This is a genomic window from Halocola ammonii, assembly GCF_049334165.1.
In the GTDB taxonomy this organism is placed as follows: Bacteria; Bacteroidota; Bacteroidia; order Flavobacteriales_D; family Sanyastnellaceae; genus JBEGHD01.
Map to the genome: position 1 here is coordinate 98,739 of NZ_JBEGHD010000005.1, position 23,666 is coordinate 122,404.

37 protein-coding genes are annotated in these 23,666 nt (G+C 44.2%); 32 read left to right on the top strand and 5 right to left on the bottom strand.

Translation table 11 applies throughout. From position 1 onward, the window contains the following. Positions 1-22 precede the first annotated feature (22 nt). From grpE to ABHV44_RS06705, 5 genes are all read right to left on the bottom strand, one after another. Positions 23-613, bottom strand: a complete 591-nt coding sequence (gene grpE, locus ABHV44_RS06685) for a nucleotide exchange factor GrpE (RefSeq protein WP_459073894.1) — start codon at positions 611-613, stop codon at positions 23-25. Positions 614-751: 138 nt separating this feature from the next. Continuing rightward, positions 752-1,300 carry a peroxiredoxin family protein gene (locus ABHV44_RS06690; RefSeq protein WP_459073895.1) on the bottom strand — a complete coding sequence of 183 codons (549 nt, stop codon included), beginning with the start codon at positions 1,298-1,300 and terminating at the stop codon, positions 752-754. Between the two features lie 77 nt (positions 1,301-1,377). Continuing rightward, positions 1,378-2,685 (bottom strand): UDP-N-acetylglucosamine 1-carboxyvinyltransferase, encoded by a 1,308-nt coding sequence (gene murA / locus ABHV44_RS06695; protein ID WP_459073896.1) that lies wholly within the window; start codon positions 2,683-2,685, stop codon positions 1,378-1,380. Positions 2,686-2,974: 289 nt separating this feature from the next. Beyond that, positions 2,975-3,628, bottom strand: coding sequence for a DUF4290 domain-containing protein (locus ABHV44_RS06700; RefSeq protein ID WP_459073897.1), 654 nt, complete (start codon positions 3,626-3,628; stop codon positions 2,975-2,977). Positions 3,629-3,794: 166 nt separating this feature from the next. Then, on the bottom strand, positions 3,795-6,095 hold the full coding sequence (locus ABHV44_RS06705) for an ATP-dependent helicase (protein ID WP_459073898.1): 2,301 nt from the start codon (positions 6,093-6,095) through the stop codon (positions 3,795-3,797). Between the two features lie 334 nt (positions 6,096-6,429). Between ABHV44_RS06705 and rpsL the strand changes: the two genes are divergently transcribed. The 32 genes from rpsL to ABHV44_RS06865 are packed head-to-tail and all read left to right on the top strand — an operon-like array spanning position 6,430 to position 23,646. Further along, the gene (gene rpsL, locus ABHV44_RS06710; protein WP_459073899.1) at positions 6,430-6,804 is read left to right on the top strand and encodes a 30S ribosomal protein S12; all 375 of its coding nucleotides are present in this window, start codon (positions 6,430-6,432) and stop codon (positions 6,802-6,804) included. Between the two features lie 20 nt (positions 6,805-6,824). Beyond that, positions 6,825-7,292, top strand: a complete 468-nt coding sequence (gene rpsG / locus ABHV44_RS06715; protein ID WP_459073900.1) for a 30S ribosomal protein S7 — start codon at positions 6,825-6,827, stop codon at positions 7,290-7,292. A 25-nt stretch (positions 7,293-7,317) separates the two neighbouring features. Beyond that, complete coding sequence (fusA, locus tag ABHV44_RS06720; RefSeq protein WP_459073901.1) at positions 7,318-9,426, top strand: elongation factor G; 2,109 nt, start codon at positions 7,318-7,320, stop codon at positions 9,424-9,426. A 12-nt stretch (positions 9,427-9,438) separates the two neighbouring features. Next, a complete protein-coding gene (gene rpsJ, locus ABHV44_RS06725) occupies positions 9,439-9,744 on the top strand; it encodes a 30S ribosomal protein S10 (RefSeq protein WP_459073902.1) in 306 nt (101 codons plus the stop codon). 30 nt (positions 9,745-9,774) lie between these two features. Next, positions 9,775-10,395: a 50S ribosomal protein L3 gene (gene rplC / locus ABHV44_RS06730; RefSeq protein WP_459073903.1), complete on the top strand. Its 621-nt coding sequence runs from the start codon at positions 9,775-9,777 to the stop codon at positions 10,393-10,395. A gap of 1 nt (position 10,396) precedes the next feature. Next, the gene (gene rplD, locus ABHV44_RS06735; RefSeq protein WP_459073904.1) at positions 10,397-11,026 is read left to right on the top strand and encodes a 50S ribosomal protein L4; all 630 of its coding nucleotides are present in this window, start codon (positions 10,397-10,399) and stop codon (positions 11,024-11,026) included. Positions 11,027-11,030: 4 nt separating this feature from the next. Beyond that, positions 11,031-11,324, top strand: a complete 294-nt coding sequence (rplW, locus tag ABHV44_RS06740) for a 50S ribosomal protein L23 (protein ID WP_459073905.1) — start codon at positions 11,031-11,033, stop codon at positions 11,322-11,324. Between the two features lie 12 nt (positions 11,325-11,336). Then, entirely contained in the window at positions 11,337-12,161 is an 825-nt protein-coding gene (gene rplB / locus ABHV44_RS06745; protein ID WP_459073906.1) for a 50S ribosomal protein L2, read from the top strand. Between the two features lie 8 nt (positions 12,162-12,169). Further along, complete coding sequence (rpsS, locus tag ABHV44_RS06750; RefSeq protein ID WP_459073907.1) at positions 12,170-12,448, top strand: 30S ribosomal protein S19; 279 nt, start codon at positions 12,170-12,172, stop codon at positions 12,446-12,448. A 19-nt stretch (positions 12,449-12,467) separates the two neighbouring features. Beyond that, the gene (rplV, locus tag ABHV44_RS06755; RefSeq protein WP_459073908.1) at positions 12,468-12,863 is read left to right on the top strand and encodes a 50S ribosomal protein L22; all 396 of its coding nucleotides are present in this window, start codon (positions 12,468-12,470) and stop codon (positions 12,861-12,863) included. A 7-nt stretch (positions 12,864-12,870) separates the two neighbouring features. Then, positions 12,871-13,575 carry a 30S ribosomal protein S3 gene (gene rpsC / locus ABHV44_RS06760; protein WP_459073909.1) on the top strand — a complete coding sequence of 235 codons (705 nt, stop codon included), beginning with the start codon at positions 12,871-12,873 and terminating at the stop codon, positions 13,573-13,575. 32 nt (positions 13,576-13,607) lie between these two features. Further along, positions 13,608-14,027, top strand: a complete 420-nt coding sequence (rplP, locus tag ABHV44_RS06765; protein ID WP_459073910.1) for a 50S ribosomal protein L16 — start codon at positions 13,608-13,610, stop codon at positions 14,025-14,027. A 12-nt stretch (positions 14,028-14,039) separates the two neighbouring features. Then, on the top strand, positions 14,040-14,249 hold the full coding sequence (gene rpmC / locus ABHV44_RS06770; RefSeq protein ID WP_459073911.1) for a 50S ribosomal protein L29: 210 nt from the start codon (positions 14,040-14,042) through the stop codon (positions 14,247-14,249). Between the two features lie 10 nt (positions 14,250-14,259). Further along, a complete protein-coding gene (rpsQ, locus tag ABHV44_RS06775; RefSeq protein WP_459073912.1) occupies positions 14,260-14,517 on the top strand; it encodes a 30S ribosomal protein S17 in 258 nt (85 codons plus the stop codon). 26 nt (positions 14,518-14,543) lie between these two features. Next, positions 14,544-14,912, top strand: coding sequence for a 50S ribosomal protein L14 (rplN, locus tag ABHV44_RS06780; RefSeq protein ID WP_459073913.1), 369 nt, complete (start codon positions 14,544-14,546; stop codon positions 14,910-14,912). Positions 14,913-14,925: 13 nt separating this feature from the next. Next, positions 14,926-15,246 carry a 50S ribosomal protein L24 gene (rplX, locus tag ABHV44_RS06785; protein ID WP_459073914.1) on the top strand — a complete coding sequence of 107 codons (321 nt, stop codon included), beginning with the start codon at positions 14,926-14,928 and terminating at the stop codon, positions 15,244-15,246. Beyond that, positions 15,246-15,797 (top strand): 50S ribosomal protein L5, encoded by a 552-nt coding sequence (gene rplE / locus ABHV44_RS06790; protein WP_459073915.1) that lies wholly within the window; start codon positions 15,246-15,248, stop codon positions 15,795-15,797. The genes rplX and rplE overlap by 1 nt, the downstream gene beginning before the upstream one ends. Positions 15,798-15,805: 8 nt before the next feature. Then, positions 15,806-16,075 (top strand): 30S ribosomal protein S14, encoded by a 270-nt coding sequence (rpsN, locus tag ABHV44_RS06795; protein WP_459073916.1) that lies wholly within the window; start codon positions 15,806-15,808, stop codon positions 16,073-16,075. 36 nt (positions 16,076-16,111) lie between these two features. Beyond that, positions 16,112-16,510: a 30S ribosomal protein S8 gene (gene rpsH, locus ABHV44_RS06800; RefSeq protein WP_459073917.1), complete on the top strand. Its 399-nt coding sequence runs from the start codon at positions 16,112-16,114 to the stop codon at positions 16,508-16,510. Positions 16,511-16,531: 21 nt separating this feature from the next. After that, positions 16,532-17,083 (top strand): 50S ribosomal protein L6, encoded by a 552-nt coding sequence (gene rplF / locus ABHV44_RS06805; RefSeq protein WP_459073918.1) that lies wholly within the window; start codon positions 16,532-16,534, stop codon positions 17,081-17,083. Between the two features lie 10 nt (positions 17,084-17,093). Then, the gene (gene rplR / locus ABHV44_RS06810; RefSeq protein WP_459073919.1) at positions 17,094-17,447 is read left to right on the top strand and encodes a 50S ribosomal protein L18; all 354 of its coding nucleotides are present in this window, start codon (positions 17,094-17,096) and stop codon (positions 17,445-17,447) included. Positions 17,448-17,459: 12 nt separating this feature from the next. Beyond that, on the top strand, positions 17,460-17,975 hold the full coding sequence (gene rpsE, locus ABHV44_RS06815; protein ID WP_459073920.1) for a 30S ribosomal protein S5: 516 nt from the start codon (positions 17,460-17,462) through the stop codon (positions 17,973-17,975). A 10-nt stretch (positions 17,976-17,985) separates the two neighbouring features. Further along, positions 17,986-18,165 (top strand): 50S ribosomal protein L30, encoded by a 180-nt coding sequence (gene rpmD / locus ABHV44_RS06820; RefSeq protein ID WP_459073921.1) that lies wholly within the window; start codon positions 17,986-17,988, stop codon positions 18,163-18,165. Positions 18,166-18,196: 31 nt separating this feature from the next. Next, complete coding sequence (gene rplO, locus ABHV44_RS06825; protein WP_459073922.1) at positions 18,197-18,643, top strand: 50S ribosomal protein L15; 447 nt, start codon at positions 18,197-18,199, stop codon at positions 18,641-18,643. Positions 18,644-18,666: 23 nt separating this feature from the next. Further along, positions 18,667-20,007, top strand: coding sequence for a preprotein translocase subunit SecY (secY, locus tag ABHV44_RS06830; protein ID WP_459073923.1), 1,341 nt, complete (start codon positions 18,667-18,669; stop codon positions 20,005-20,007). Positions 20,008-20,026: 19 nt separating this feature from the next. Beyond that, complete coding sequence (gene map / locus ABHV44_RS06835; RefSeq protein WP_459073924.1) at positions 20,027-20,812, top strand: type I methionyl aminopeptidase; 786 nt, start codon at positions 20,027-20,029, stop codon at positions 20,810-20,812. 7 nt (positions 20,813-20,819) lie between these two features. Then, positions 20,820-21,038 (top strand): translation initiation factor IF-1, encoded by a 219-nt coding sequence (gene infA / locus ABHV44_RS06840; protein WP_459073925.1) that lies wholly within the window; start codon positions 20,820-20,822, stop codon positions 21,036-21,038. A 6-nt stretch (positions 21,039-21,044) separates the two neighbouring features. Continuing rightward, positions 21,045-21,161: a type B 50S ribosomal protein L36 gene (gene ykgO / locus ABHV44_RS06845; protein WP_015361145.1), complete on the top strand. Its 117-nt coding sequence runs from the start codon at positions 21,045-21,047 to the stop codon at positions 21,159-21,161. A gap of 47 nt (positions 21,162-21,208) precedes the next feature. After that, complete coding sequence (rpsM, locus tag ABHV44_RS06850; protein ID WP_459073926.1) at positions 21,209-21,583, top strand: 30S ribosomal protein S13; 375 nt, start codon at positions 21,209-21,211, stop codon at positions 21,581-21,583. Between the two features lie 24 nt (positions 21,584-21,607). Then, entirely contained in the window at positions 21,608-21,997 is a 390-nt protein-coding gene (rpsK, locus tag ABHV44_RS06855; RefSeq protein ID WP_459073927.1) for a 30S ribosomal protein S11, read from the top strand. A 33-nt stretch (positions 21,998-22,030) separates the two neighbouring features. Continuing rightward, on the top strand, positions 22,031-22,636 hold the full coding sequence (gene rpsD, locus ABHV44_RS06860; RefSeq protein WP_459073928.1) for a 30S ribosomal protein S4: 606 nt from the start codon (positions 22,031-22,033) through the stop codon (positions 22,634-22,636). 17 nt (positions 22,637-22,653) lie between these two features. Further along, positions 22,654-23,646: a DNA-directed RNA polymerase subunit alpha gene (locus ABHV44_RS06865; RefSeq protein ID WP_459073929.1), complete on the top strand. Its 993-nt coding sequence runs from the start codon at positions 22,654-22,656 to the stop codon at positions 23,644-23,646. Positions 23,647-23,666 lie beyond the last annotated feature (20 nt).

Sequence of the window (23,666 nt, forward strand, 5' to 3'; positions counted from 1 at the left end):
TTGTTGTCGCTCCGTTTCTATTTTATTTTCCTACTACCACTTTGGCGTATCTCAAAACACGATCGTTGAGGTAGTAGCCTTTCTCCACTACGTCCACCACTTTTCCTTTTAGGTCTTCCGATGGTGCTTCGATGTTGGTGATTGCCTCGTGCAGGTCGGTGTCAAAAGGTTCTCCCTGGCTGTTCATTGGTTTCAGGCCTTTTGCTTCGAGTGCACGCAAAAGCTTGTTGTGGATGAGGTGATAGCCTTCTTTCAACGACTCAACGTCTTCAATTTCTTCGTTGGCCTTGATGGCTCTTTCAAAATCATCAACGATTGGCAAGAGCTCCTGGAGCACATCGCCACTTGCGTTTTTGATTAGGTCGAGACGCTCTTTGTTGTTTCGTTTGCGGAAGTTGTCAAACTCGGCATGCAAACGCATGTACTTATCTTGCCAGGCGGCAACCTCAAGCTTCAGTTCGTCTTCTTTGCTCATCTGGTTTTCTTCCTGATCAGCATTTTCGTTTTCTCCCTGAGATTGCGCGTCCTGCTCTTCACGTTTTGTTTGCTCTTGAGCAGCTTCCTCTTCCTGAGTATATTTTTCTTCTGTATCGTTCGCCTTTTCGTTCTTCATTTTTCTCTTGAATGGATTTCGCATGCGGGTCTTCAAAGTTTTTGCCAGTTGTGAAATTCAGTCAAACTGGCATAAAAAGAAAAATCCTGTGCCGAAGCTTCAGCACAGGAGTCTTATTGGGGTGATGTTTTGTCAGAATTATTTGAAAGAGGCCACGTGTTTATCGATGGCAACGTGGAGCTGCATTCCTCTTAAATTTTTCGCGATAATGATTCCGTTTTCATCGATCAGAAAACTCATCGGAATGGAGTTCACTCCATACATCGCAGCAGCTTCGTTTTCCCAGCCTTTGAGGTCACTTACGTGGTAAGGCCAGTTGAGCTTGTCTCTCTCAATGGCAGATTTCCAGCGGTCTTTCTGCTTGTCGAGCGAAACGCTGAAGATTTCAAAACCATCAGCCGATTTGAAATCTGCTTTTTGATATTTGTTATAAGCAGCCACAACGTTTGGATTCTCTCTTCGGCAAGGCCCACACCATGAAGCCCAAAAGTCGATGAGCACGATGTTTCCTTTTAAATCGGACAATTTGTAAGTCTTTCCGTCAGGTCCTTCCATTTCGATGTCAGGTGCTTTGTCACCAACTGAGGTTCCAAGTTTTGGATCGCCTTCAGAAACTGAATTGGAGAGTGTAAAGCTCATCACTACGAGAGCTAAAAGTGCTGCGAGAGTTGTTTTTGCTACTTTCATAAAATTCAAAATTCTTTAATGAGCTAAGGTACAAAATTTAACCTGCTCAAAAATCAATTATTGTACCACAAACAAACTTATTCCACACGGGTGATGTCTGCTCCGAGTGCGCGCAATCTCTTGTCGATGTTTTGATAACCGCGATCGATCTGTTGAATGTTGTGAATCGTTGATCTGCCTTCGGCACTGAGAGCGGCAATGAGAAGCGAAACACCTGCACGAATGTCAGGTGAAGTCATTGTCACTCCGCGCAGTGGAGTTTTTCTCTCTAGTCCAATCACCGAAGCGCGGTGAGGGTCGCAGAGAATGATTTGCGCTCCCATGTCGATGAGCTTGTCGACAAAGAAGAGGCGGCTCTCGAACATCTTTTGGTGAATCAGTACGCTACCTTTGGCTTGTGTGGCTGTAACCAGCGCGATACTCAAAAGGTCGGGCGTGAATCCGGGCCAGGGTGCATCGCTGATATTCATGATGGAACCATCGATGAAAGTTTCAATTTCGTAAATGTCCTGAGCGGGGATATAAATATCATCGCCTTTGCGCTCCAGTTTGATTCCCATTTTTCGGAACACGGTAGGGATCACACCGAGGTTATCCCAGGATACGTCTTTAATAGTGAGCTCCGACTGTGTCATGGCCGCCATCCCGATGAAAGATCCGATTTCGATCATGTCTGGCAAGATGCGGTGCTCCGTGCCTCCGAGTGATTCCACACCTTCGATGGTGAGCAAATTTGATCCAACTCCGGAAATTTTTCCGCCCATGCGGTTGATCATTTTGCAAAGCTGCTGGAGGTAAGGTTCGCAAGCTGCGTTGTAGATCGTTGTGGTTCCTTCGGCCATGGCTGCGGCCATCACGATATTTGCCGTTCCGGTAACCGATGCTTCGTCCAAAAGCATGTAGGCGCCTTTGAGCTTTTTGCCTTCGGCTTTGAAAAACTTGTTCTTGGGATCGTAAGTAAATTCGGCTCCGAGCTTTTCAAATCCGATAAAATGAGTGTCGAGTCTTCTGCGGCCGATTTTGTCGCCACCGGGTTTTGGGATGTAGCCTTTTCCAAATCGCGCCAAAAGTGGTCCAACGAGCATGATTGATCCGCGGAGGGAGCTGCCTTTTTCTCTAAAAGTCTCGGAGTGCAGGTAGCTAAGGTCGATGTCGTTTGCCTGAAAAGTGTAAGTGTCTTCACCTTTTTTCTGCACTGAGACTCCCAGGTCGCCCAGAATGTCGATTAGCTTGTTGACATCCACAATGTCGGGGATGTTGGAAATCGTGACTTTTTCCGGTGTGAGGAGCACTGCGCAAAGAATTTGCAGCACTTCGTTTTTTGCTCCCTGCGGCACAACTTCACCGCTGAGTTTATTTCCTCCATTGATTACAAAAGATCCCATATTTTTTTGGTTTGCCGTGTTTTCTGAATTCTAACTTGTTGGCCAGTTCAACTGATGATGTAACTAGCTGCTGTGGTTGAGGATTTAGTTGATTAAGGTAATTTAGGACCGTTCCCAATTGCCTCTTCACTCAAGTGCCGCTTAATATTCTGGGAAGTAGGAGTAACTACATTTCCAAAAGACAGACACATAAATCCACTTTCCACAAGTATCCTAAAAAAAGAAATCCCCTGAGGTTCTCAGAGGATAACTTATCGACAAATAAAACTGAATTTTATTTTAAGGAGGATTAGTTTCTGCGTTTTCCACCGCCTTTTTTACCACCCTTTTTCTTCTTCGTTTTGTTCGATGACTGCTGCTGACTCGGAGGGGCAGCGTTCACCAATTCCACCGAAGGCTCAATTTTTAGAACACCGCCAGAAAGACTGTTGAGCTGATCTTTGATCAACTGGTCTTCCACCGATTTTCTCGTCCAGGTGGTGTAGTGCTTTTTCATGAGGTTTGCCAGGATAAGAGCGAGGGTGTCGCGTTTGTCTCCGGGCTCCATATCGGCCGCCTGTTTAATCAGCGCAGGAATGGTTTTCCCATAGTGGCCATATCTTACCTCTCCATCTGGATAAGGAATTGGTTCTGGCTTTTTATTGAGTTCCTCAACATCCGGCTTTGGAAATGGTCCTTCTACATCAAGCTGAAAACGCGAGATGATGTGAAGGTGATCCCAAAGTTTGTGCGTGAAATCGTCAATGTCTCTGAGGTAAGGAAAGAGCTGTCCCATCACGCTGATGATCGCTCTTACGATTTTGTTGCGCTCCTCAGCATCTTTTGTGTTGATGGCGTAATCCACCATCTTCTGAATATTGCGACCGTATTCGGGAATTACCAAATCGGGACGTTGGCTGTTGTATTCGAGGTCTAATGCGCTTCCTTCTCTTTCGTTATCCATAATTTCTTGTTGATCTTCTTTTTATAAGGTATATCGGACAAAACGTTCCGGAGACTTCCGGATTGCTGAACGAATTCAGAACGAGGAATTGTTCTGTTGTGCAAATATACAAATCGCACCTTACTGATAGTCATTTCAGCGTAATCCAATAAAGTAATTGAATCGCTCAGTTCAGAATCTGCAGTTTTGCGAATTTCAAAAGCAGTTGTTTTTGCCCCGTAGCCGGGAAAAAGACAGTTGCCTTTTTATTTGGCGGCTCGCCTTCGATTTTTAAAACTTTCCCTTTTCCAAATCGCTGGTGCTTCACCTGCATGCCCACCTGTAGTTCGCTGACATCGCTGGCTGAAAAATCGGGATCATCGCCTGGGCTAGAAGTTATCTTTTTGAGGTTGGTTTTCTTTTTAAACGCTGAATTCGACTTCGAGCTGCTTCCTCCAGTACGCATAAAATTTCTGCGCTCCTGTTCAAAGTTAAACCCGCTCGCTGAGCGCTTTTGTTCTTTCTGCTCTGGCATGTCGAGGTATTGCTCCTCAATGTCTTCGATAAAGCGACTCGGTTCGCACTGCATGAGGTTTCCCCACTTAAATCGCGTGAGTGCATAAGAAAGTGTGGCTTGTTTTTCGGCTCTAGTGAGAGCTACGTAAAAAAGCCTGCGTTCTTCTTCGAGTTCCGATCGCGAGTTGAGGGCCAACTGAGACGGGAAGAGATTCTCTTCCAACCCCACAATGTTCACGTAGGGAAATTCCAATCCTTTGGCTGCGTGAATTGTCATCAGGGTGATTTTGTCATTGTCCTCATCATCTTTGTCGGCATCGGTGAGGAGGGCAACATCGATCAAAAAGTCGCTGAGCGTATTCACTTTGTCTGGATTCTCCGGATCTTCTTGCTCGCTGAACTCTTTCATACCTGCCAGGAGTTCCTGCAAGTTGTCGTAGCGATTTACTCCTTCGGGACTCTTGTCCGCATGAAGTTCGTGCATAATTCCCGATTCGTAGGCAATGCTCTGCCCCAGGTCGTAAGCATTCTCAGTATTGAGCTGAGTGGAAAAACTCTTAATCTTGGTTGCGAAGTTGTCGAGCTTTGACTGCGTTCCCTTGTTGAAGCCGGCCGGATATTTCCCCGGATTGATAATGACATCCCAAATACTTACTTCGTGTTCGCTGGCGGTTACAACCAACTTTTCCAGAGTGGTTTTTCCAATTCCACGAGCAGGATAGTTTATTACGCGTTTCAGGGCTTCCTCATCGTTGGGGTTGGCCGTGAGTCGGTAGTAGGCGAGGAGGTCTTTGATCTCTTTTCGCTGGTAGAATGAAAGGCCCCCGTAGATTTTATAAGGGAGATTGAGTTTTCTGAGAGCCTCCTCAAAAGCACGCGACTGAGCATTGGTTCGATACAAAATGGCAAAATCGCTGTTATGCGCCTGATGGTTGTTCTTAATGTCGAAAATTTGCTGTGCCACAAAATAACCTTCATCGTTGTCGGTCATTGAGCAGTGGACCTTGATTTTTATCCCGTCTGGGTTTTCAGTCCATACGTTCTTTTGAATCTGGTCTTTATTCTTAGAGATAATGCTATTGGCTGCATTTACAATCACTTGGGTGGAGCGATAGTTCTGTTCCAGCTTAAACATGCTGAAGTCAGGGTAATCCTTTTTAAAATTCAGAATGTTTTGAATGTTGGCTCCCCGGAAAGAGTAGATACTTTGGGCATCGTCACCCACTACACAAACATTTTCGTGAACTGCTCCGAGCTTCTTTACAATAAGATACTGAGCGAAGTTGGTGTCCTGATACTCGTCTACTAAAATGTATCTGAATTTGTGTTGATACTTTAATAAGGTATCCGGAAAGTCGCGAAGTAGGACGTTGGTGTTAAACAGCAGATCGTCAAAGTCCATCGCTCCAGCTCTGAAGCACCGCATTACATAAGCCTGGTAAATGGCGGAGATGTGAGGTCGCCCGCTAAGCTTGTCTTCATTGATCAGTTCAGGATTTTCTGCGTATGCCTTATAAGAGATCAGATTGTTCTTAGCCGATGAAATTCTGCCGTAGACCACTCCAGGCTTGTAGACTTTTTCATCCAGCTTCATTTCCTTGATGATCGACTTCAGCAGGCTCTTGGTGTCCTGTGTGTCGTAAATAGTGAAGTTACTCGGGTAATTGAGTTTGTCCGATTCAATGCGCAGGATTCTTGCGAAGATGGAGTGAAAGGTTCCCATCCAGATATTTCTGGCTTCGCTATCGCCAACAATTTTCCCGATCCGCGCTTTCATTTCTTTTGCAGCCTTGTTTGTAAAAGTTAAGGCCAAAATATTGAACGGATCTACACCCCGGTTAATAAGGTGTGCTATACGATAGGTTAAAACACGAGTTTTTCCCGAACCTGCTCCGGCAATGACCATCATAGGGCCATCAGTATTTTCTACTGCTTCTCGTTGCGCTTTGTTGAGTTCTTCTAAATAATTCACGCGCCAAAATTATTGATTTTATTCAGCACATAGCAGGCAGAGTTGAGCGAGTTTTAAAGACCATAAAATCAGGTTGCTCATATTGTTTAAGGAGTTGAAAAACAGGATTGTATCAATTCGCTCGAATACTTAACAATCAAATTTTTCACATTGGATGTGAATTGCTATCTTTGCGCGCCTTTTCAGAGCTGTCAACAAGACGCTGTTCGTAACGGCAAATAAATTTATGGTAGCTATTGGATTGTAAAGGAAAACATTTACATTTGCACCCCCAAAATTTTGAGATGGCGGGGTTACACGTTATAGAATATTGAATTTTAAGTAGCAACAACGTATGCCGACAATATCGCAACTAGTTAGAAAAGGGAGGACGACAAAGCCTCAAACAAGCAAGTCAGTAGCGCTTGAGTCTTGCCCGCAAAAAAGAGGTGTTTGTGTGCGAGTTTACACCACCACTCCTAAGAAACCAAACTCGGCCATGAGAAAAGTGGCAAGGGTGCGTCTCACTAACGGAAAAGAAGTGAACGCTTATATCGGTGGTGAAGGTCACAACTTGCAAGAGCACTCTATTGTACTGGTTCGCGGTGGAAGGGTGAAAGACCTTCCGGGTGTACGCTACCACATTGTTCGCGGTGCGTTGGATACTGCAGGTGTAGACGGAAGAACTCAAAGAAGATCGAAATACGGAACTAAGCGTCCAAAGAAATAATTATAGATCGCTGATAAGTCATGAGAAGAAAACAAGCAAAAAAAGCGATAGTTCTACCAGATCCTCGATTCCACGAGGTGATAGTAACGAAGTTTGTAAATAACTTGATGATTCAAGGTAAAAAGAGCCTTGCATTTAAAATATTCTACGAAGCTATCGACAGAGTTAGCGACAAGACTGGTGAAGAAGGTCTTGAAGTATGGAGAAAAGCATTGAGTAATGTGACTCCAGCTGTTGAGGTTCGAAGCAGACGTGTAGGTGGAGCTACTTTTCAAATCCCACAACCAATTCGTGATGAGCGTAAAACCTCAATGGGGATGAAGTGGCTGATTAGCTTCTCTAGAAAGAGAAATGAAAAGACAATGGCTGAAAAGCTAGCTGCTGAGATCATGGCTGCAGCAAAAGAAGAAGGAGCGACTTTTAAGAAAAAAGAAGAAACTCACAGAATGGCAGAAGCGAACAAAGCATTCTCCCATTTCAGATTTTAAGAATTGAGATAAGGAATCCGAAGACATGGCAAAAAGAGATTTAAAATATACGCGTAACATTGGGATTTCGGCTCACATTGATGCCGGAAAAACTACGACTACTGAGCGTATTCTATATTACACCGGAATCAGTCACAAAATTGGTGAGGTGCACGATGGTGCCGCTACCATGGACTGGATGGAGCAAGAGCAAGAGCGTGGTATTACTATTACCTCTGCTGCAACTACAACTTTCTGGAACTACAAGGATCAGCAGTATCGAATGAACATTATCGACACCCCTGGACACGTGGATTTCACGGTTGAGGTTGAGCGCTCTTTGCGTGTTCTCGATGGTGCTGTTGCACTCTACTGTGCAGTTGGTGGTGTAGAGCCACAGTCAGAAACTGTATGGCGTCAGATGGACAAATACGGTGTGCCTCGTATCGGTTTTGTGAACAAGATGGACCGTCAGGGTGCAGACTTCTTTGCAGTTGTTGCCGATGTGAAAGAAAGACTTAAAGCCAATGCAGTGCCGTTGCAAGTGCCAATCGGTTCTGAGGATGACTTCCGCGGAGTTGTTGATTTGATTAACAACCGTGCGATCATTTGGAACGAAGAGGACTTCGGAATGACTTTCGAAGAAATCGATATTCCTGAAGATTTGAAAGAAACAGCAGAAGAGTGGAGAACAAAACTTGTTGAGGCCGCTGCCGAGCAAGACGAAGCTCTTTTGGAGAAATATTTTGAAGATCCAGAATCTATCACTGAGGACGAAATGGTAGCAGCGATTCGTAAAGCGACCATGAACCTCGACATCATTCCTATGATGTGTGGATCTGCCTTTAAAAATAAAGGTGTTCAGACTTTGCTTAATGCTGTTATGGAATTCCTTCCTTCTCCTTTGGATGTACCAGCGGTAGAAGGAATCAATCCTAACACAGAGGAAATGGAAACGAGAAAGCCATCTAACGATGAGCCTTTCGCAGCACTTGCATTTAAAATTGCAACCGATCCTTTCGTAGGTCGTCTGTGCTTCTTCCGTTCATACTCTGGAGTTCTTGATGCAGGTTCTTATGTATACAATACGAGAACAAGCAAAAAAGAGCGTATCTCACGTATCTTCCAGATGCACTCAAACAAGCAAAACTCTATTGATAGAATCGAAGCTGGTGATATTGGTGCAGGTGTTGGGTTTAAAGATATTCGTACAGGAGATACTCTTTGCAACGAGAAGCACCCAATTGTGCTCGAGTCAATGACTTTCCCGGAGCCGGTTATCGGTGTTGCGGTTGAGCCTAAAACTCAGGCCGACCTTGATAAAATGGGTGTTGCACTTGGTAAGCTTGCAGAAGAGGATCCAACCTTTACTGTTAGAACAGACGAAGAATCAGGTCAGACTGTAATTTCTGGAATGGGTGAGCTTCACCTCGAAATTATCATCGACCGTTTGAAGAGAGAGTTCAACGTAGAATGTAACCAGGGAGCTCCTCAGGTTTCTTACAAAGAGACAATTCAGGGTTCTACTTCTCACAGAGAAATTTACAAGAAGCAATCTGGTGGTCGTGGTAAGTTTGCCGATATCGTTGTAGAGATCGGTCCAAACAATGACGAAGAAAATCCTGGATTGAAATTCATTAACAGCATTAAAGGTGGTAACATTCCTAAAGAATTTATCCCTTCTGTTGAGAAAGGCTTCAAAGAAGCGATGAAGAATGGTGTGCTTGCAGGTTACCCTGTAGATTCACTTCAGGTAGAGTTGAAAGACGGATCTTTCCACGCAGTGGATTCCGATCAGCTTTCATTCGAGCTTGCAGCGAAGATGGCATACAGAGCCGCACTTCCTAAATGTAAGCCAGTGTTGCTAGAGCCAATGATGAAATTGGAAGTGACAACACCAGAAGAGAACATGGGTGATGTGATTGGTGACCTGAACAAGCGAAGAGGCCTTATGGAAGGTTCGACAGAGCGCTCAGGAGCGACCATCATCAATGCCAAAGTGCCATTGTCAGAGATGTTTGGATACGTTACGGACCTCCGTACGATCACATCAGGACGTGCCACTTCATCAATGGAGTTCTCTCACTACGATCCAGCACCGAACAACGTTGCTGAAGAAGTGATAGCAAAAGTGAAAGGTAAAGCAACTGCTTAATAGCATATACAAATGGCTCAGAAAATTAGAATAAAGCTAAAATCCTACGATCACAACTTGGTTGACAAGTCAGCCGAAAAGATCGTGAAGACTGTAAAAACGACAGGAGCAGTAATCAGCGGACCAATTCCGTTGCCTACAAACAAAAGGGTTTATACCGTTTTGAGATCTCCACACGTAAATAAGAAAGCGCGTGAGCAATTCGAGCTTAGCTCTTACAAAAGACTACTCGATATTTACAGCTCTTCATCTAAGACAGTTGATGCGCTTATGCGTCTTGAACTGCCAAGTGGTGTCGAGGTAGAAATTAAAGTTTAATTAATCATCCACAGTTAAGTATCTATTCCCATGCCAGGATTAATAGGAAAGAAAATAGGTATGACTAGCATCTACGATGCCTCTGGGAAAAACATCCCATGCACTATTATAGAAGTTGGTCCTTGTGTTGTAACGCAAGTTAAAACAGAAGAAAAGGATGGCTATAAAGCAGTTCAGATTGCTTTTGGTGACAAGAGGGAGAAAAATACTCCTAAATCGTTGCAAGGTCATTTTAAGAAAGCGGGAACTACGCCTAAGCGCAAGCTCGTTGAAGTTGACTCTTTTGCTGAAGAAGTGAAATTGGGTCAGGAAGTTAAATTGGAAGACGTTTTCAAGGAAGGCGAATTTGTCGATGTAATCGGCACGTCCAAAGGAAAAGGTTTCCAGGGGGTAGTAAAACGCCATGGCTTTGCCGGTGTTGGAGACGCGACCCACGGTCAGCACAACCGAATGCGCGCACCGGGATCTATCGGTGGAGCATCGTATCCGGCTCGTGTATTCAAAGGAATGAGAATGGCCGGACAAACAGGTAACCAACGTGTCACTGTAGAGAATCTTCCTATTGAGAGGATCATGGCAGAGGAAGGAATGATGATTGTGCGCGGTGCGATTCCGGGTCACAGAGGTTCAACCGTAATAATCAAGAATTAAGATGGAATTAGCAGTATTCAATACAGAAGGGAATAAGACCTCCAAAAAGGTCAGCCTCAGTAAAGAAGTGTTCGGCATTGAGCCCAACGACCACGCTATTTACCTCGATGTGAAACGCTATTTGGCTGCGCAGCGTCAAGGCACGCACAAAGCGAAAGAACGTTCTGAAGTTGCGGGAAGTACGCGCAAAATCAAGAAGCAAAAAGGAACAGGTACAGCTCGTGCCGGGGATATTAAAAACCCACTTTTTAGAGGTGGAGGTCGAGTATTCGGACCGCGCCCTAGAAAGTATGAGTTGAAACTGAATAAGAAAGTGAAGCAGCTTGCGAGAAAATCTGCACTTAGCTACAAAGCCAAGGAAAACCAGATTACTGTTCTCGATAAGCTTGAGTTTTCAGCTCCAAAAACATCTCAGTATGCAGGTGTTTTGAAAAGCCTGAAGTCAGACACAGGACGCTCATTGGTTGTGTTGCCGGCAAAAGATGACAATGTTTACTTGTCTTCACGCAACCTCAAAGGTCACAACGTGATTTTGGCTGAAAGCCTGAGCACATACGATATCATGAATTGTACAAACCTGATTCTGCTCGCAGATTCAGTGAAAATAATAGAGGACACTCTAAACAAGTAAAGCGATGGATCAAATTCTTATAAAACCATTGATCACTGAGAAAATGACCGATGAGTCTGAGCTGAGAAACCGCTTCGGATTTATTGTGAACGCAAATGCCAATAAGATCGAGATCAGAAAGGCAGTAGAGAGTGCGTATAGCGTGAGTGTTCTCTCAGTGCGAACCATGAATTACGATGGTAAAGCAAAGACCCGATTCACAAAAGCGGGCATGATTAGCGGAAGAACAAAGTCTTACAAGAAAGCGATTGTGCAACTTCAAGACGGAGACACAATTGATTTCTACGAAAATATCTAAGGATAGCAAAAGATGGCACTAAGAAAGTTAAAACCGACCACACCAGGTCAGAGAAATAAAGTTCTCAGCTCTTTTGATGAGATCACTGCCAGCGAGCCACAAAAATCGCTTCTCGCTCCGATTAAAAAATCGGGTGGAAGAAATAACAGTGGTAAAATGACAATGCGCTACAGAGGTGGTGGCCACAAAAGACGCTACAGAATCATCGATTTCGCCAGAGACAAGCAGGACGTTTCTGCCAAGGTGATGACCATCGAATATGATCCAAACCGCTCAGCACGCATCTGCTTGCTAGAGTACGAGGATGGAGAAAAAAGATACATCATCGCACCGGAAGGGATTCAGGTTGGAGATACTGTGAGATCAGGTGAAAAAGCTACTCCGAATGTAGGACACGCAATGTTCCTGAAAGACATTCCTATGGGATCTGTAGTTCACAACGTTGAGCTCAACCCAGGAAAGGGAGGAATCCTCGCGAGAAGCGCAGGTTCTTATGCTCAGCTGACAGCGAGAGATAAAGAATACGCAGTTCTGAAATTGCCATCAGGAGAAACAAGAATGGTTTCCATTCACAGCCTGGCAACAATCGGTTCTGTTGGTAACTCTGATCACACGCTTGTTGTTTCTGGTAAAGCCGGTCGCAGCAGATGGTTGGGTCGCAGGCCAAGAGTTAGAGGTGTTGCAATGAACCCAGTAGATCACCCAATGGGTGGTGGTGAAGGCCGTGCCTCAGGTGGTCACCCACGCTCTAGAAAAGGTCTTGCAGCTAAAGGTTTGAAAACCCGTAGCAGAACCAAGAAGTCGAATAAGTACATCATTGAGAGAAGAAAGAAATAATATAGATCATGTCTAGATCACTAAAGAAACCACCATTTGTACACTACAAGCTAAATCAGCGAGTAGAAGACGCACAGACATCCGGAAAGAAGTCCGTGATCAAAACCTGGTCAAGAGCTTCCACCATTACCCCGGATTTTGTAGGACTGACTATTGGCGTTCACAACGGTCGCCAATTCGTACCAGTTTTCGTTACCGAAAACATGGTGGGTCACAAATTGGGAGAGTTTTCTCCAACCAGGACCTTTAGAGGACACGCTGGTAAAAAAGACAAAGGAAAGAGATAAGATAAACCATTATTGAGTCATGGGTGCCAGAAAAAGATTGAGAGCTGAGAAGCTCAAAGAAGAAAGAAAAAACATTGCATTTGCCAAGTTGAATAACTGCCCAACTTCTCCTCGCAAGATGAGATTGGTAGCAGATATCATCCGCGGTAAAGATGTATTCGAAGCTTTGAACATTTTGCGCTTCAGCAAACAAGACGCTTCTTATCGCCTCGAGAAACTTCTCCGCTCGGCTATTGCCAACTGGGAAGCGAAGAACGAAGGTGAGCGTCCAGAGGATTCGGAGCTCGTTGTGAAGCTTGTGAAAGTGGACAGCGCCCGAATGCTGAAACGCCTTCAGCCGGCACCCCAGGGAAGGGCTCACCGGATTAGAAAAAGATCGAACCACGTAACAATAGTTGTAGACAGCGCTAAATAAATTTAGAATGGGACAAAAGACCAATCCAATAGGAAATAGACTCGGTTTCATCAGAGGATGGGATTCGAACTGGTACGGAGGAAGAAACTACACAGATAAGATTGTAGAAGACGATAAAATCCGTGCTTACCTGAATGCCCGTCTGAACCGTGCAAGCATTGCAAAAATCATTATTGAGCGCACACTCAAGCTTGTTACTGTAACGATCAATACCGCACGCCCAGGTGTGATCATCGGTAAAGGTGGGTCTGAAGTAGACAAATTGAAAGAGGAGTTGAAAAAACTCACTAACAAAGAGGTTCAGATTAACATCTTTGAGATCAAGCGCCCGGAGCTCGATGCGAGACTGGTAGCAGATAGCATTGCTCGCCAACTGGAAGCGAGAATCTCTTTCCGAAGAGCATGCAAAATGGCTATGGCCGGAAGCATGAGAATGGGAGCAGAAGGAATTAAGATCCAGATTGCAGGTCGTCTCAACGGAGCAGATATGGCTCGTACTGAGAGTTACAAAGACGGAAGAGTGCCATTGCACACATTCCGCGCTGACATCGACTACGCTATTTCGGAAGCGCACACGACCTACGGACGTATTGGCGTGAAAGTATGGATCATGAGAGGAGAGATTTACGGTAAGAGAGATCTTTCTCCGACTGCAGGACAGCAGAAGCAACGTGGTGGTGGAAGAAAACCTCGCGGAGGAAGAAGAAAATAAAAATAGGACAACGATTATAAAAGCTTAGAAAAATGCTACAGCCAAAAAGGACGAAATTCAGAAAGATGCAGAAGGGCCGCATCAAAGGCCTGGCACATCGCGGTTCGCGTATTGCATTTGGATCTTTCGGCATCAAAACAATGGAAGAAGGTTTTATTACCTCTCGCCAGATTGAGGCTGCACGTATCGCTTTGAACAGATACATGAAAAGGGAAGGTAAAGTTTGGATCCGCATTTTTCCAGACAAGCCGATCACCTCAAAGCCGGCAGAAGTGCGTATGGGTAAGGGTAAAGGTGCTCCAAGTCATTGGGTAGCTCCTGTGAAGCCAGGCCGCATCATGTTCGAAGCTTCAGGTGTACCATTGGAAGTTGCTAAAGAAGCACTCCGTTTGGCATCGCAAAAGCTTCCGGTAAAAACAAAATTTGTAGTTCGTCCAGATTACATCGAATAATAGAATCCGAATATGAAACCAGCAGAACTTAAAGAACTTTCGGAGAGCGATCTTCAGGATAAACTGTCAGAGCAGCGTGCTGCTATGGCCAAGTTGAAGTTCAACAACGCTGTTTCGGGAGTTGAAAACCCGATGCAGATCAGAACCGCCCGAAGAGATGTCGCGCGAATTTTGACAGAGATCAACGCCAGAAAAGTTAACAACGAAAAGGCTGAAAAGTAATTTTTGAGCAATGGAAAAACGCAATCTTAGAAAAGAGAGAATTGGTGTGGTGACCAGTAACAAAATGAATCGCTCGATAGTCGTATCCGTGGAGCGTAAGGAAAAGCACCAGAAGTACGGAAAGTTCTTGAAAAAGACAAAGCGATTTATTGCACACGATGAGGAAGACTCGTGCAATATTGGCGATACCGTAAGAATTATGGAAACCCGTCCATTGAGCAAAAGAAAGTGCTGGCGACTGGTTGAAATTTTGGAAAAAGCCAAGTAATTAAGAGGCTGTAAAATAATAATGCCATGGTACAACAAGAAAGCAGATTAAAAGTAGCAGACAACAGCGGGGCAAAAGAAGTGCTTTGCATCCGCGTGCTGGGCGGAACCAAAAGACGCTACGCCTCTATAGGTGACAAAATTGTAGTGTCCGTTAAGGATGCTATGCCAAGCGGAAACGTGAAGAAAGGAACAGTTTCAACTGCAGTTGTGGTTAGAACAAAAAAAGAAGTGCGCAGAGCAGACGGAAGTTATATCCGCTTTGATGACAACGCTGCAGTACTGTTGAATGCCGCTGGAGAAATGCGTGGTACACGTATTTTCGGACCTGTAGCCAGAGAGCTCAGAGAGAAAGCGTTTATGAGAATCGTTTCATTGGCACCTGAGGTGCTGTAAATAGAAATTAGCGATGCGAAAGAAATTTCATATCAGAAAAGGAGATCAGGTAAGAGTCATTGCCGGTAACCACAAAGGCCAGGAAGGCAAAGTGGTGGAAGTCCTCACTAAGAAGGACCGTGCCATTGTGGAAGGCGTGAACATGATTTCCAAGCACGTAAAGCCCAGTGCTACTAATCCGCAAGGTGGTATCACCAAAACGGAAGCAGGACTACACGTGTCTAACTTAATGGTAATTGATAACCAGGGTAACGCAACTCGCGTGGGAAGAAAACCAGGTGAGAACGGAAAGCTGACGCGTTACTCAAAAAAATCAGGGGAGGAAATTAAGTAATGAGCTATCAACCAAGACTCCGCAAACAGTACGAAGAGGAAATTAGAGCAGGCCTCGAAAAAGAATTTGAGTACAAGAGCCCTATGCAGGTGCCAAAAATCGAGAAGATTTGCATCAATCAGGGACTTGGAAAAGCTGTGGCCGACAAGAAAATGATTGATACAGCAGTTGAAGAACTGACAATCATCTCCGGTCAGAAAGCTGTGCCAACTTACTCTAAGAAGGATATCTCTAACTTCAAGTTGAGAAAAGGGATGCCAATTGGAGCAAGAGTAACACTTCGCGGTGAGAAGATGTACGAATTCCTCGATCGTTTGATCGCTGTTGCACTTCCTCGTACTCGAGATTTTCGCGGTGTGAAAGCATCTGGATTTGACGGAAGAGGGAACTTCACATTCGGTGTGAAAGAGCAAATCATCTTCCCTGAAATCGATTTGGATAAAGTGAAAAATATAACGGGAATGGACATCACCATTGTTACCTCGGCTCCGACCAACGAAGAAGCCAAGGCATTGCTGACAAGTTTCGGATTTCCATTCACCAAAAAATAAAAGAAGACATGGCAAAAGAATCAATGAAAGCCAGAGAGCGCAAAAGACAGCGCATGGTTGAAAAATATGCCGAAAAGCGCAAGCAACTGAAAGAAGAAGGAGACTGGGAAGCACTACAAAAGCTCCCAAAGAATTCATCTAAAGTGCGCCTTCACAACCGCTGTCAACTGACAGGTCGTCCTCGCGGTTACATGCGTCAGTTTGGAGTTTCTCGAGTTACTTTCAGAGAGATGGCGCTGAACGGATTGATTCCTGGCGTCAAAAAAGCCAGCTGGTAAACAAGTAGAATAGAAAGAGAATAATTTATATACATCATGTTTAGCGATCCGATAGCAGATTATTTGACCAGAATCAGAAACGCCCAAATGGCAGGCCATAGGGTAGTGGATATTCCTGGATCAAACCTCAAAAGAGACATCACAAAGATTCTCTTTGACAAAGGATATATCCTTAACTATAAGTTTGAGGATGACAACAAACAGGGAATTATCAAAATTGCCCTTAAGTATCATCCTAAAACCAAGAAGCCGGCAATTACTCGCCTTCAAAGAGTGAGTACTCCGGGTCTGAGAAAATACAGAGGATCAGACAGCCTTCCACGAGTGCTTAATGGCCTCGGTGTTTCCATCATCTCTACATCTAGCGGTGTGATGACTGATAAAGAAGCAAAGGAGTTGAAGGTAGGTGGTGAAGTTCTCTGCTACGTTTACTAAATCATTGAAAAAGCAAGTAAAATGTCTAGAGTAGGTAAAGCACTGATAACACTTGGCGACAAGATTGAAGTTTCAGTAAAAGACAACATCGTTACTGTGAAGGGTCCTAAAGGAGAATCTCAGCAAGAGATTAGCCCAGACATCACTGTGAAAGTAGAAGATAACGAGCTGACTCTCGAGCGCGCCAACGAATCTCAGGAATTGAAAGCAAAACACGGACTCTATCGTGCTTTGATCGCTAACATGGTAGAAGGCGTTTCTGAAGGTTACAAAAAGCAATTGGAGCTTGTTGGGGTAGGATACCGCGCCAAGGTTCAGGGACAACTCCTGGAGCTTGCACTTGGTTACTCACACCCGATTGTGTTTGAGATGCCAAAAGAAATCAAAGTTGACGCCCAAACTGAGAAAGGTAAAAACCCTACTATCACGCTTGAGTCACACGACAAACAAGTGATTGGGCAGGTTGCCGCAAAAATCCGATCTTTGCGCAAACCTGAGCCATACAAAGGTAAAGGTGTACGTTATGCGGGTGAATACATTAGAAGAAAAGCAGGTAAATCTGCAGCAAAATAATAGTTGAGAGATGACAGCACAAAAAGTTGAAAGACGCAGCAAAATCAAAAGGAGAGTTCGCAAGAAAGTTCTTGGAACTTCCGAACGTCCGAGACTGTCGGTTTACCGAAGCAATAAGCAGATTTATGCTCAGGTAATTGACGACTCAAAAGGTGTTACACTGGCTTCAGCTTCTTCGCTGGCCTTTGATGAAAAGGACCGTGGAAACAAAGCAGGCCAGTCTACTGCAGTAGGTAAAGCAATTGCCGAAAAAGCAAAAGCAGCTGGGGTAGAAACAGTAGTCTTTGACCGCAACGGATATTTGTACCACGGAAGAGTTAAATCTTTGGCAGAAGCTGCCCGCGAAGGTGGTCTCAAATTTTAATAAGCAATTACGATGGCGAAAGAAAATAAAATGATCAAATCTACAGACGTTGAACTGAAGGACCGTTTGGTAGCCGTAAACCGTGTGACGAAAGTGACAAAAGGTGGACGTACCTTCACCTTCTCGGCAATTGTTGTAGTTGGAAACGAAAACGGGGTAGTAGGACACGGCCTCGGAAAAGCAAAAGAAGTGGCAGAAGCCATTGCCAAAGGAATTGACGATGCCAAGAAAAACCTGGTTGAGGTGCCAATCCTTCACGGAACTATTCCTCACACTCAAAGAGGAAAGTATGCAGGAGCCAGAGTTTTGCTACGTCCAGCCTCTCATGGTACTGGAGTAATTGCCGGAGGTGCAATGCGTGCTGTGCTCGAAAGTGTTGGGATTACCGATGTACTTGCAAAGTCACTCGGTTCTTCAAACCCGCACAACGTTGTGAAAGCAACTATGCAAGCGCTCAATGATCTTAGAGATGCCAGAGAGATTGCAGACTTGCGTGGAATTAGTGTGTCAAAAGTATTTAACGGATAAAAACACAGCCATGGCTAAAGTATTAGTTACTCAAGTACGTAGCGTAATCAACCAACCTTTGCGTCAAAAAAAGACGATCCAGGCACTTGGTTTGAGAAAATTGAACGTACCTGTTGAGAAAGAATTGACACCGCAGATCCAGGGGATGATCAATAAGGTGAACCACCTGGTAAAGGTGGAAAAGAAGTAAGAAAAGTCATCAATCAGATAACTAAAAAGACATGAACTTAAGCAGCTTGAAGCCCGCAGATGGTGCTGTAAAAAAAGGCAAGCGAATTGGTCGCGGTGAAGGATCCGGAAAAGGCGGAACTTCAACTCGTGGACACAAAGGAGCGAAGTCAAGATCAGGTTACAAATCCAAAATCGGATTTGAAGGTGGTCAAATGCCTTTGCAGCGTAGAGTGCCAAAATTTGGTTTTAAAAACCGTAACCGAGTAGAGTATAAAGGGGTAAACCTCGACACTATTCAGGAATTGGCTGATCGCAAAAAGATCACCGACATTACTCCTGAGATTTTGGTTGAGAATGGAATTGCTCGCAAGAAGGATTTGGTAAAAATTCTTGGACGTGGTGAACTGAAAACCAAAGTCAATGTAACCTGCCATGCTTTTTCTGGCTCAGCCAAAAAAGCAATTGAAGATTTGGGCGGTGAGACAAAAACACTTTAACTAATCCCACTTTACTCTGCATTATGAAAGACTTTATCCAAAAACTGAAAGATATCTGGGCACACGAGGAACTGAGAAAGAAAATCTTGATCACCCTCGGGCTGATCCTGATTTATCGAGTTGGTTCGTTCATCGTGCTTCCAGGCGTGAACTCCGCTGCTCTTGCTAGCAACTCGCAAGCTGGTGGCGGTGGACTCATGGATTTGCTATCACTGTTTACGGGTGGAGCTTTTACCAGAGCCTCAATTTTTGCACTCGGAATTATGCCCTACATCTCGGCTTCCATCATCATGCAGTTGATGGGAATTGCCGTGCCGGCCATTCAAAAGATGCAAAAAGAAGGAGAAAGTGGAAGAAAGAAAATTAACCAATACACGCGTTTCCTGACGATTGCGATCACTTTGGTGCAAGCGCCAGGTTACCTCGCTTCTACAGTTGTAGGTGTTGATGGAGCGGTGCCAAATCCAGATGGCTTTTGGTGGTTCTCTGCAGTGACAATTCTCACTTGCAGTACACTTTTCATCATGTGGTTGGGTGAGAAAATTACAGATAAAGGAGTTGGAAACGGAATTTCGCTTCTGATCATGATCGGTATCATTGCGACATTGCCGCAAGCACTGATCCAGGAAGCTACAAGAACTTCGTTCTACTTCTACATCATCGAAATTGCTGCATTGCTTGTAGTAATTGGAGCTTCAGTTCTTTTGGTAATGGGTGTGAGAAGAGTGCCAGTGAACTCAGCGAGAATGAATATGGGACCAGGCAATATGCCGGCAGGAGAGTCTGCCAGATCATACATTCCGTTGCGAGTGAACAGTGCAGGTGTGATGCCAATCATCTTTGCCCAGGCAATTATGTTTGTGCCTCTTTACTTGCAGAATACTGATACATTCCGCGATAGCGCGGTGATGGCATCTCTTTCTGATTTTAATGGACTTTGGTACAATATCATCTTTGCATTGATGATCATTGTCTTTACATATTTCTATACTGCAATCACAGTGAACCCAAATCAGATTGCAGATGACTTGAAAAGAAACGGAAACTTTGTGCCCGGAGTGAAGCCTGGAAGGCCGACTGCAGAGTTTTTGGATAATATTTTATCAAGAATTACGCTTCCGGGGTCGATATTTCTGGCATTTTTAGCAATTTTGCCGGCCATTGTAATGTCGCTTGGATTGACATCGACTCAGTCCTTTGCAATATTCTTTGGAGGTACTTCACTACTGATCATGGTAGGTGTGGTACTGGACACGTTGCAGCAAATCGATAGTTACTTGCTTTCAAGACACTACGATGGATTGATGAAATCCGGAAAAATGAGAGGAAGAACGTCTTCCTCCGTTAGTGGAATAGCTGGATAAGAAGAAGGGATAGCGCGGAATGGCGAAAGTTTATTACAAGACGCGAGAAGAGATAGAGCAAATAAGAGAAAGTTCTTTACTTGTTGGTAAAACGCTGGCTGAGGTAGCCAAATTAATCAGGCCCGGAGTTACAACTCTGGAACTTGATAAGGTTGCCGAAGAGTTTATTAGAGATCACAATGCAGAGCCTGGATTTAAAGGTTATGGTGGTTTTCCAAATTCTTTGTGTACCTCAGTGAATGATGAAGTTGTCCACGGAATACCTAGTGATAAACCACTTGAAAGTGGTGATATCGTTTCCGTTGATTGCGGAGTGTTGTTGAATGGTTTCTACGGTGATGTTGCATATACATTCCCAGTAGGTGAAATCTCTGAAGAAGTGAGGAAGTTACTTGAAGTAACTAAGGAATCGCTTTTGAAAGGAGTTGAAGTAGCTATCGAAGGCAACAGGCTTGGAGATATAGGCTACACTATTCAGTCTTATGCAGAAGAGCATGGCTATGGAGTCGTTAGAGAGTTGGTTGGACACGGATTGGGACGAGAATTGCACGAAGCCCCAGAAGTACCCAATTACGGTAGGCAGGGAAATGGCATGAAGCTAAAAGAAGGTTTGGTGATTGCTGTTGAGCCGATGATCAATATGGGGAAAAGAAGAGTGAAGCAGTCATTGGATGGATGGACCATCAAAACTGCAGACGGCAAACCATCGGCTCATTACGAACACAACATAGCCGTTGGAAAAGAGAAGGCGGAAGTTTTATCAACGTATGAATTTGTTGAAGAAGTTTTAAAAACGAGAGTATAAATTAAGTATGGCGAAACAAGCGTCAATAGAACAAGACGGAACTATTTTAGAGGCACTTTCGAACGCAATGTTCAAAGTGGAACTCGAGAATGGACACACCATTGTAGCCCACATTTCTGGTAAGATGAGAATGCACTACATCAAGATTTTGCCAGGGGATAAAGTGAAAGTGGAAATGTCTCCATACGATTTGACAAAAGGAAGAATTACTTACCGATATAAATAAGTAACCATGAAAGTTAGAGCATCAATTAAAAAGCGTTCTGCAGATTGCAAGATCGTGAGAAGAAAGGGTCGCTTGTACGTGATTAACAAGAAGAACCCAAAATTTAAACAACGTCAAGGATAAAAAGATGTCACTTGCGCAGTGATTGCGCAGTGCTTAAAAAATAAGTTATGGCGAGAATAGCAGGAATCGATTTACCGAGAAACAAACGCGGAGTAATCGGATTAACTTACATCTACGGAATCGGACGCAGCAGAGCTCAAGAGATCCTCGAGTCTGCAGGTGTTGACGAGAACAAAAAAGTAGAAGAATGGAACGATGACGAGTTGACCAAGATCAGAGAGACTATCTCTGCAATCAAGGTTGAAGGTGCGTTGCGTTCGGAAATGCAGTCTGATATTAAGCGTTTGATGGACATTGGTAGCTACCGTGGCATTCGTCACAGAAGTGGATTGCCACTTCGCGGACAGCGTACCAAAAACAACAGCCGTACCAGAAAAGGACGTAGAAAAACAGTTGCTAACAAGAAAAAGGTTACCAAGTAATCGGTAGTATAATCATATTGCGATATGGCGAAGAATATTAAGAAACAAAAGAAGAAAAACGTCAAAGTGGAAGCAGTGGGCGAAGCTCACATCCAGGCGTCTTTCAACAATATCATCATCTCTGTGTGCAATGCACAAGGCCAGGTAATTTCATGGTCATCTGCAGGTAAGCAGGGATTTAGAGGATCGAAGAAAAACACACCTTACGCAGCTCAGGTAGCTGCAGAAGAATGTGCAAGAGAAGCCTATGATCTTGGACTTAGAAAGATTAAAGTATACGTTAAAGGACCAGGATCAGGACGTGAATCTGCTATTCGAACTTTGCACAACAACGGTGTGGAAGTAACTGAGATCATCGATGTAACGCCAATGCCGCACAACGGTTGCCGCCCTCCAAAGAAACGTAGGGTATAATCACATTTTTTAAAGAAGAAACAACAGTTTAAAATGGCAAGATATACAGGACCAAAGTCTAAGATTGCGAGAAGGTTTAAAGAACCTATTTTCGGCCCGGATAAAGTTTTGGAGAAAAAGAACTATCCTCCTGGGCAACACGGTAACGATCGCAGAAGGTCAAAGCAATCTGAATATTCAATGCAATTGGCTGAAAAGCAAAAAGCAAAATACACTTACGGTATTTTGGAGCGCCAATTTGAGAATATGTTCAAGAAAGCGAACTCAAAAACTGGTATTACCGGTGAAGTGCTTTTGCAGATGTGCGAAATGCGACTCGATAACGTAGTCTTTCGCCTTGGCTTAGCTCCTACCAGAAGAGCAGCTCGCCAGTTGGTGAACCACCGTCACGTACTAGTGAACGGTAAGCTCACTAACATCCCTTCTTTCCACGTAAGAGTTGGAGACGAAGTGGCAATCAGAGAGCGCTCAAAGTCTTTGGAAGTAGTGACAAGCTCACTCTCTCAAAGCAGCAATAAACACGATTGGCTCGACTTTGACAAACAAGAGATGAAAGGTGTGATTTTGGCTTCTCCTGAAAGAGAACAAATCCCAGAAAACATCAAAGAACAGTTGATTGTCGAGTTGTACTCTAAATAATATTTACCCACACTGATATGGCAATTTTAGATTTTCAAAAGCCTGATAAAGTAATAATGATTGATTCGGACGACTTTCACGGTCAGTTCGAATTCCGTCCACTCGAGCCCGGTTTCGGGATTACCGTTGGTAATGCACTGAGAAGGATCCTCCTTTCCTCTTTGGAAGGATTTGCCATCACTTCAGTGAAAATCGAAGGCGTTGATCACGAATTCAGCACCATTAAAGGTGTGATTGAAGATGTTACCGAGATCGTGTTGAACCTAAAACAAGTGCGTTTTAAGCAGCAGATCGAAGGTACAGATAGTGAGAAAGTAGCCGTAACTATCGGTGGACAGGATACCTGGACCGCTGGAGATATCGGTAAATTCACTTCTGCTTTTCAGGTGCTCAACCCAGACCACGTGATTTGCAACATGGATTCTTCTGTGAAGCTCAACATCGAGTTGAATATTGGAAAAGGTCGTGGATACGTGCCTGCTGAAGAAAACAAAACTAGCAACGCTCCGGTAGGAACAATCTTTATTGATTCGATTTTTACTCCGATCAGAAACGTTCGCTACAACATTGAAAACTTCAGGGTAGAGCAGAAAACGGATTACGAAAAGCTCCTCATCGAAATTTCAGGTGACGGTTCAATTTCTCCGAAAGATGCACTTCAAGAGGCTGCGAAAATTCTTATCCACCACTTCATGCTTTTCTCTGATGAGAGGATTACTCTCGACAATGAGGAGAAGGCAGAAACGGAAGAGTTTGATGAGTCTTCTCTCCACATGAGACAGCTTCTCAAAACGAAACTCGTTGACATGGATCTTTCTGTGAGAGCACTCAACTGCCTCAAAGCAGCGGACATCGAATCGCTTGGAGATTTGGTTTCTTACAATAAAAACGACCTGCTCAAGTTCAGAAACTTCGGTAAGAAGTCACTCACTGAGCTAGAGGATTTGGTTGAAAATAAAGGATTGTCATTCGGAATGAATGTGTCCAAATACAAACTTGATAAAGAGTAATTTTAAAGGAATAGGAGAAC

Coding starts and splice junctions, on each gene's coding strand:
- grpE (WP_459073894.1), bottom strand. CDS start 613: ATGAAGAACGAAAAGGCGAACGATACAGAAGAAAAATATACTCAGGAA.
- ABHV44_RS06690 (WP_459073895.1), bottom strand. CDS start 1,300: ATGAAAGTAGCAAAAACAACTCTCGCAGCACTTTTAGCTCTCGTAGTG.
- murA (WP_459073896.1), bottom strand. CDS start 2,685: ATGGGATCTTTTGTAATCAATGGAGGAAATAAACTCAGCGGTGAAGTT.
- ABHV44_RS06700 (WP_459073897.1), bottom strand. CDS start 3,628: ATGGATAACGAAAGAGAAGGAAGCGCATTAGACCTCGAATACAACAGC.
- rpsL (WP_459073899.1), top strand. CDS start 6,430: ATGCCGACAATATCGCAACTAGTTAGAAAAGGGAGGACGACAAAGCCT.
- rpsG (WP_459073900.1), top strand. CDS start 6,825: ATGAGAAGAAAACAAGCAAAAAAAGCGATAGTTCTACCAGATCCTCGA.
- fusA (WP_459073901.1), top strand. CDS start 7,318: ATGGCAAAAAGAGATTTAAAATATACGCGTAACATTGGGATTTCGGCT.
- rpsJ (WP_459073902.1), top strand. CDS start 9,439: ATGGCTCAGAAAATTAGAATAAAGCTAAAATCCTACGATCACAACTTG.
- rplC (WP_459073903.1), top strand. CDS start 9,775: ATGCCAGGATTAATAGGAAAGAAAATAGGTATGACTAGCATCTACGAT.
- rplD (WP_459073904.1), top strand. CDS start 10,397: ATGGAATTAGCAGTATTCAATACAGAAGGGAATAAGACCTCCAAAAAG.
- rplW (WP_459073905.1), top strand. CDS start 11,031: ATGGATCAAATTCTTATAAAACCATTGATCACTGAGAAAATGACCGAT.
- rplB (WP_459073906.1), top strand. CDS start 11,337: ATGGCACTAAGAAAGTTAAAACCGACCACACCAGGTCAGAGAAATAAA.
- rpsS (WP_459073907.1), top strand. CDS start 12,170: ATGTCTAGATCACTAAAGAAACCACCATTTGTACACTACAAGCTAAAT.
- rplV (WP_459073908.1), top strand. CDS start 12,468: ATGGGTGCCAGAAAAAGATTGAGAGCTGAGAAGCTCAAAGAAGAAAGA.
- rpsC (WP_459073909.1), top strand. CDS start 12,871: ATGGGACAAAAGACCAATCCAATAGGAAATAGACTCGGTTTCATCAGA.
- rplP (WP_459073910.1), top strand. CDS start 13,608: ATGCTACAGCCAAAAAGGACGAAATTCAGAAAGATGCAGAAGGGCCGC.
- rpmC (WP_459073911.1), top strand. CDS start 14,040: ATGAAACCAGCAGAACTTAAAGAACTTTCGGAGAGCGATCTTCAGGAT.
- rpsQ (WP_459073912.1), top strand. CDS start 14,260: ATGGAAAAACGCAATCTTAGAAAAGAGAGAATTGGTGTGGTGACCAGT.
- rplN (WP_459073913.1), top strand. CDS start 14,544: ATGGTACAACAAGAAAGCAGATTAAAAGTAGCAGACAACAGCGGGGCA.
- rplX (WP_459073914.1), top strand. CDS start 14,926: ATGCGAAAGAAATTTCATATCAGAAAAGGAGATCAGGTAAGAGTCATT.
- rplE (WP_459073915.1), top strand. CDS start 15,246: ATGAGCTATCAACCAAGACTCCGCAAACAGTACGAAGAGGAAATTAGA.
- rpsN (WP_459073916.1), top strand. CDS start 15,806: ATGGCAAAAGAATCAATGAAAGCCAGAGAGCGCAAAAGACAGCGCATG.
- rpsH (WP_459073917.1), top strand. CDS start 16,112: ATGTTTAGCGATCCGATAGCAGATTATTTGACCAGAATCAGAAACGCC.
- rplF (WP_459073918.1), top strand. CDS start 16,532: ATGTCTAGAGTAGGTAAAGCACTGATAACACTTGGCGACAAGATTGAA.
- rplR (WP_459073919.1), top strand. CDS start 17,094: ATGACAGCACAAAAAGTTGAAAGACGCAGCAAAATCAAAAGGAGAGTT.
- rpsE (WP_459073920.1), top strand. CDS start 17,460: ATGGCGAAAGAAAATAAAATGATCAAATCTACAGACGTTGAACTGAAG.
- rpmD (WP_459073921.1), top strand. CDS start 17,986: ATGGCTAAAGTATTAGTTACTCAAGTACGTAGCGTAATCAACCAACCT.
- rplO (WP_459073922.1), top strand. CDS start 18,197: ATGAACTTAAGCAGCTTGAAGCCCGCAGATGGTGCTGTAAAAAAAGGC.
- secY (WP_459073923.1), top strand. CDS start 18,667: ATGAAAGACTTTATCCAAAAACTGAAAGATATCTGGGCACACGAGGAA.
- map (WP_459073924.1), top strand. CDS start 20,027: ATGGCGAAAGTTTATTACAAGACGCGAGAAGAGATAGAGCAAATAAGA.
- infA (WP_459073925.1), top strand. CDS start 20,820: ATGGCGAAACAAGCGTCAATAGAACAAGACGGAACTATTTTAGAGGCA.
- ykgO (WP_015361145.1), top strand. CDS start 21,045: ATGAAAGTTAGAGCATCAATTAAAAAGCGTTCTGCAGATTGCAAGATC.
- rpsM (WP_459073926.1), top strand. CDS start 21,209: ATGGCGAGAATAGCAGGAATCGATTTACCGAGAAACAAACGCGGAGTA.
- rpsK (WP_459073927.1), top strand. CDS start 21,608: ATGGCGAAGAATATTAAGAAACAAAAGAAGAAAAACGTCAAAGTGGAA.
- rpsD (WP_459073928.1), top strand. CDS start 22,031: ATGGCAAGATATACAGGACCAAAGTCTAAGATTGCGAGAAGGTTTAAA.
- ABHV44_RS06865 (WP_459073929.1), top strand. CDS start 22,654: ATGGCAATTTTAGATTTTCAAAAGCCTGATAAAGTAATAATGATTGAT.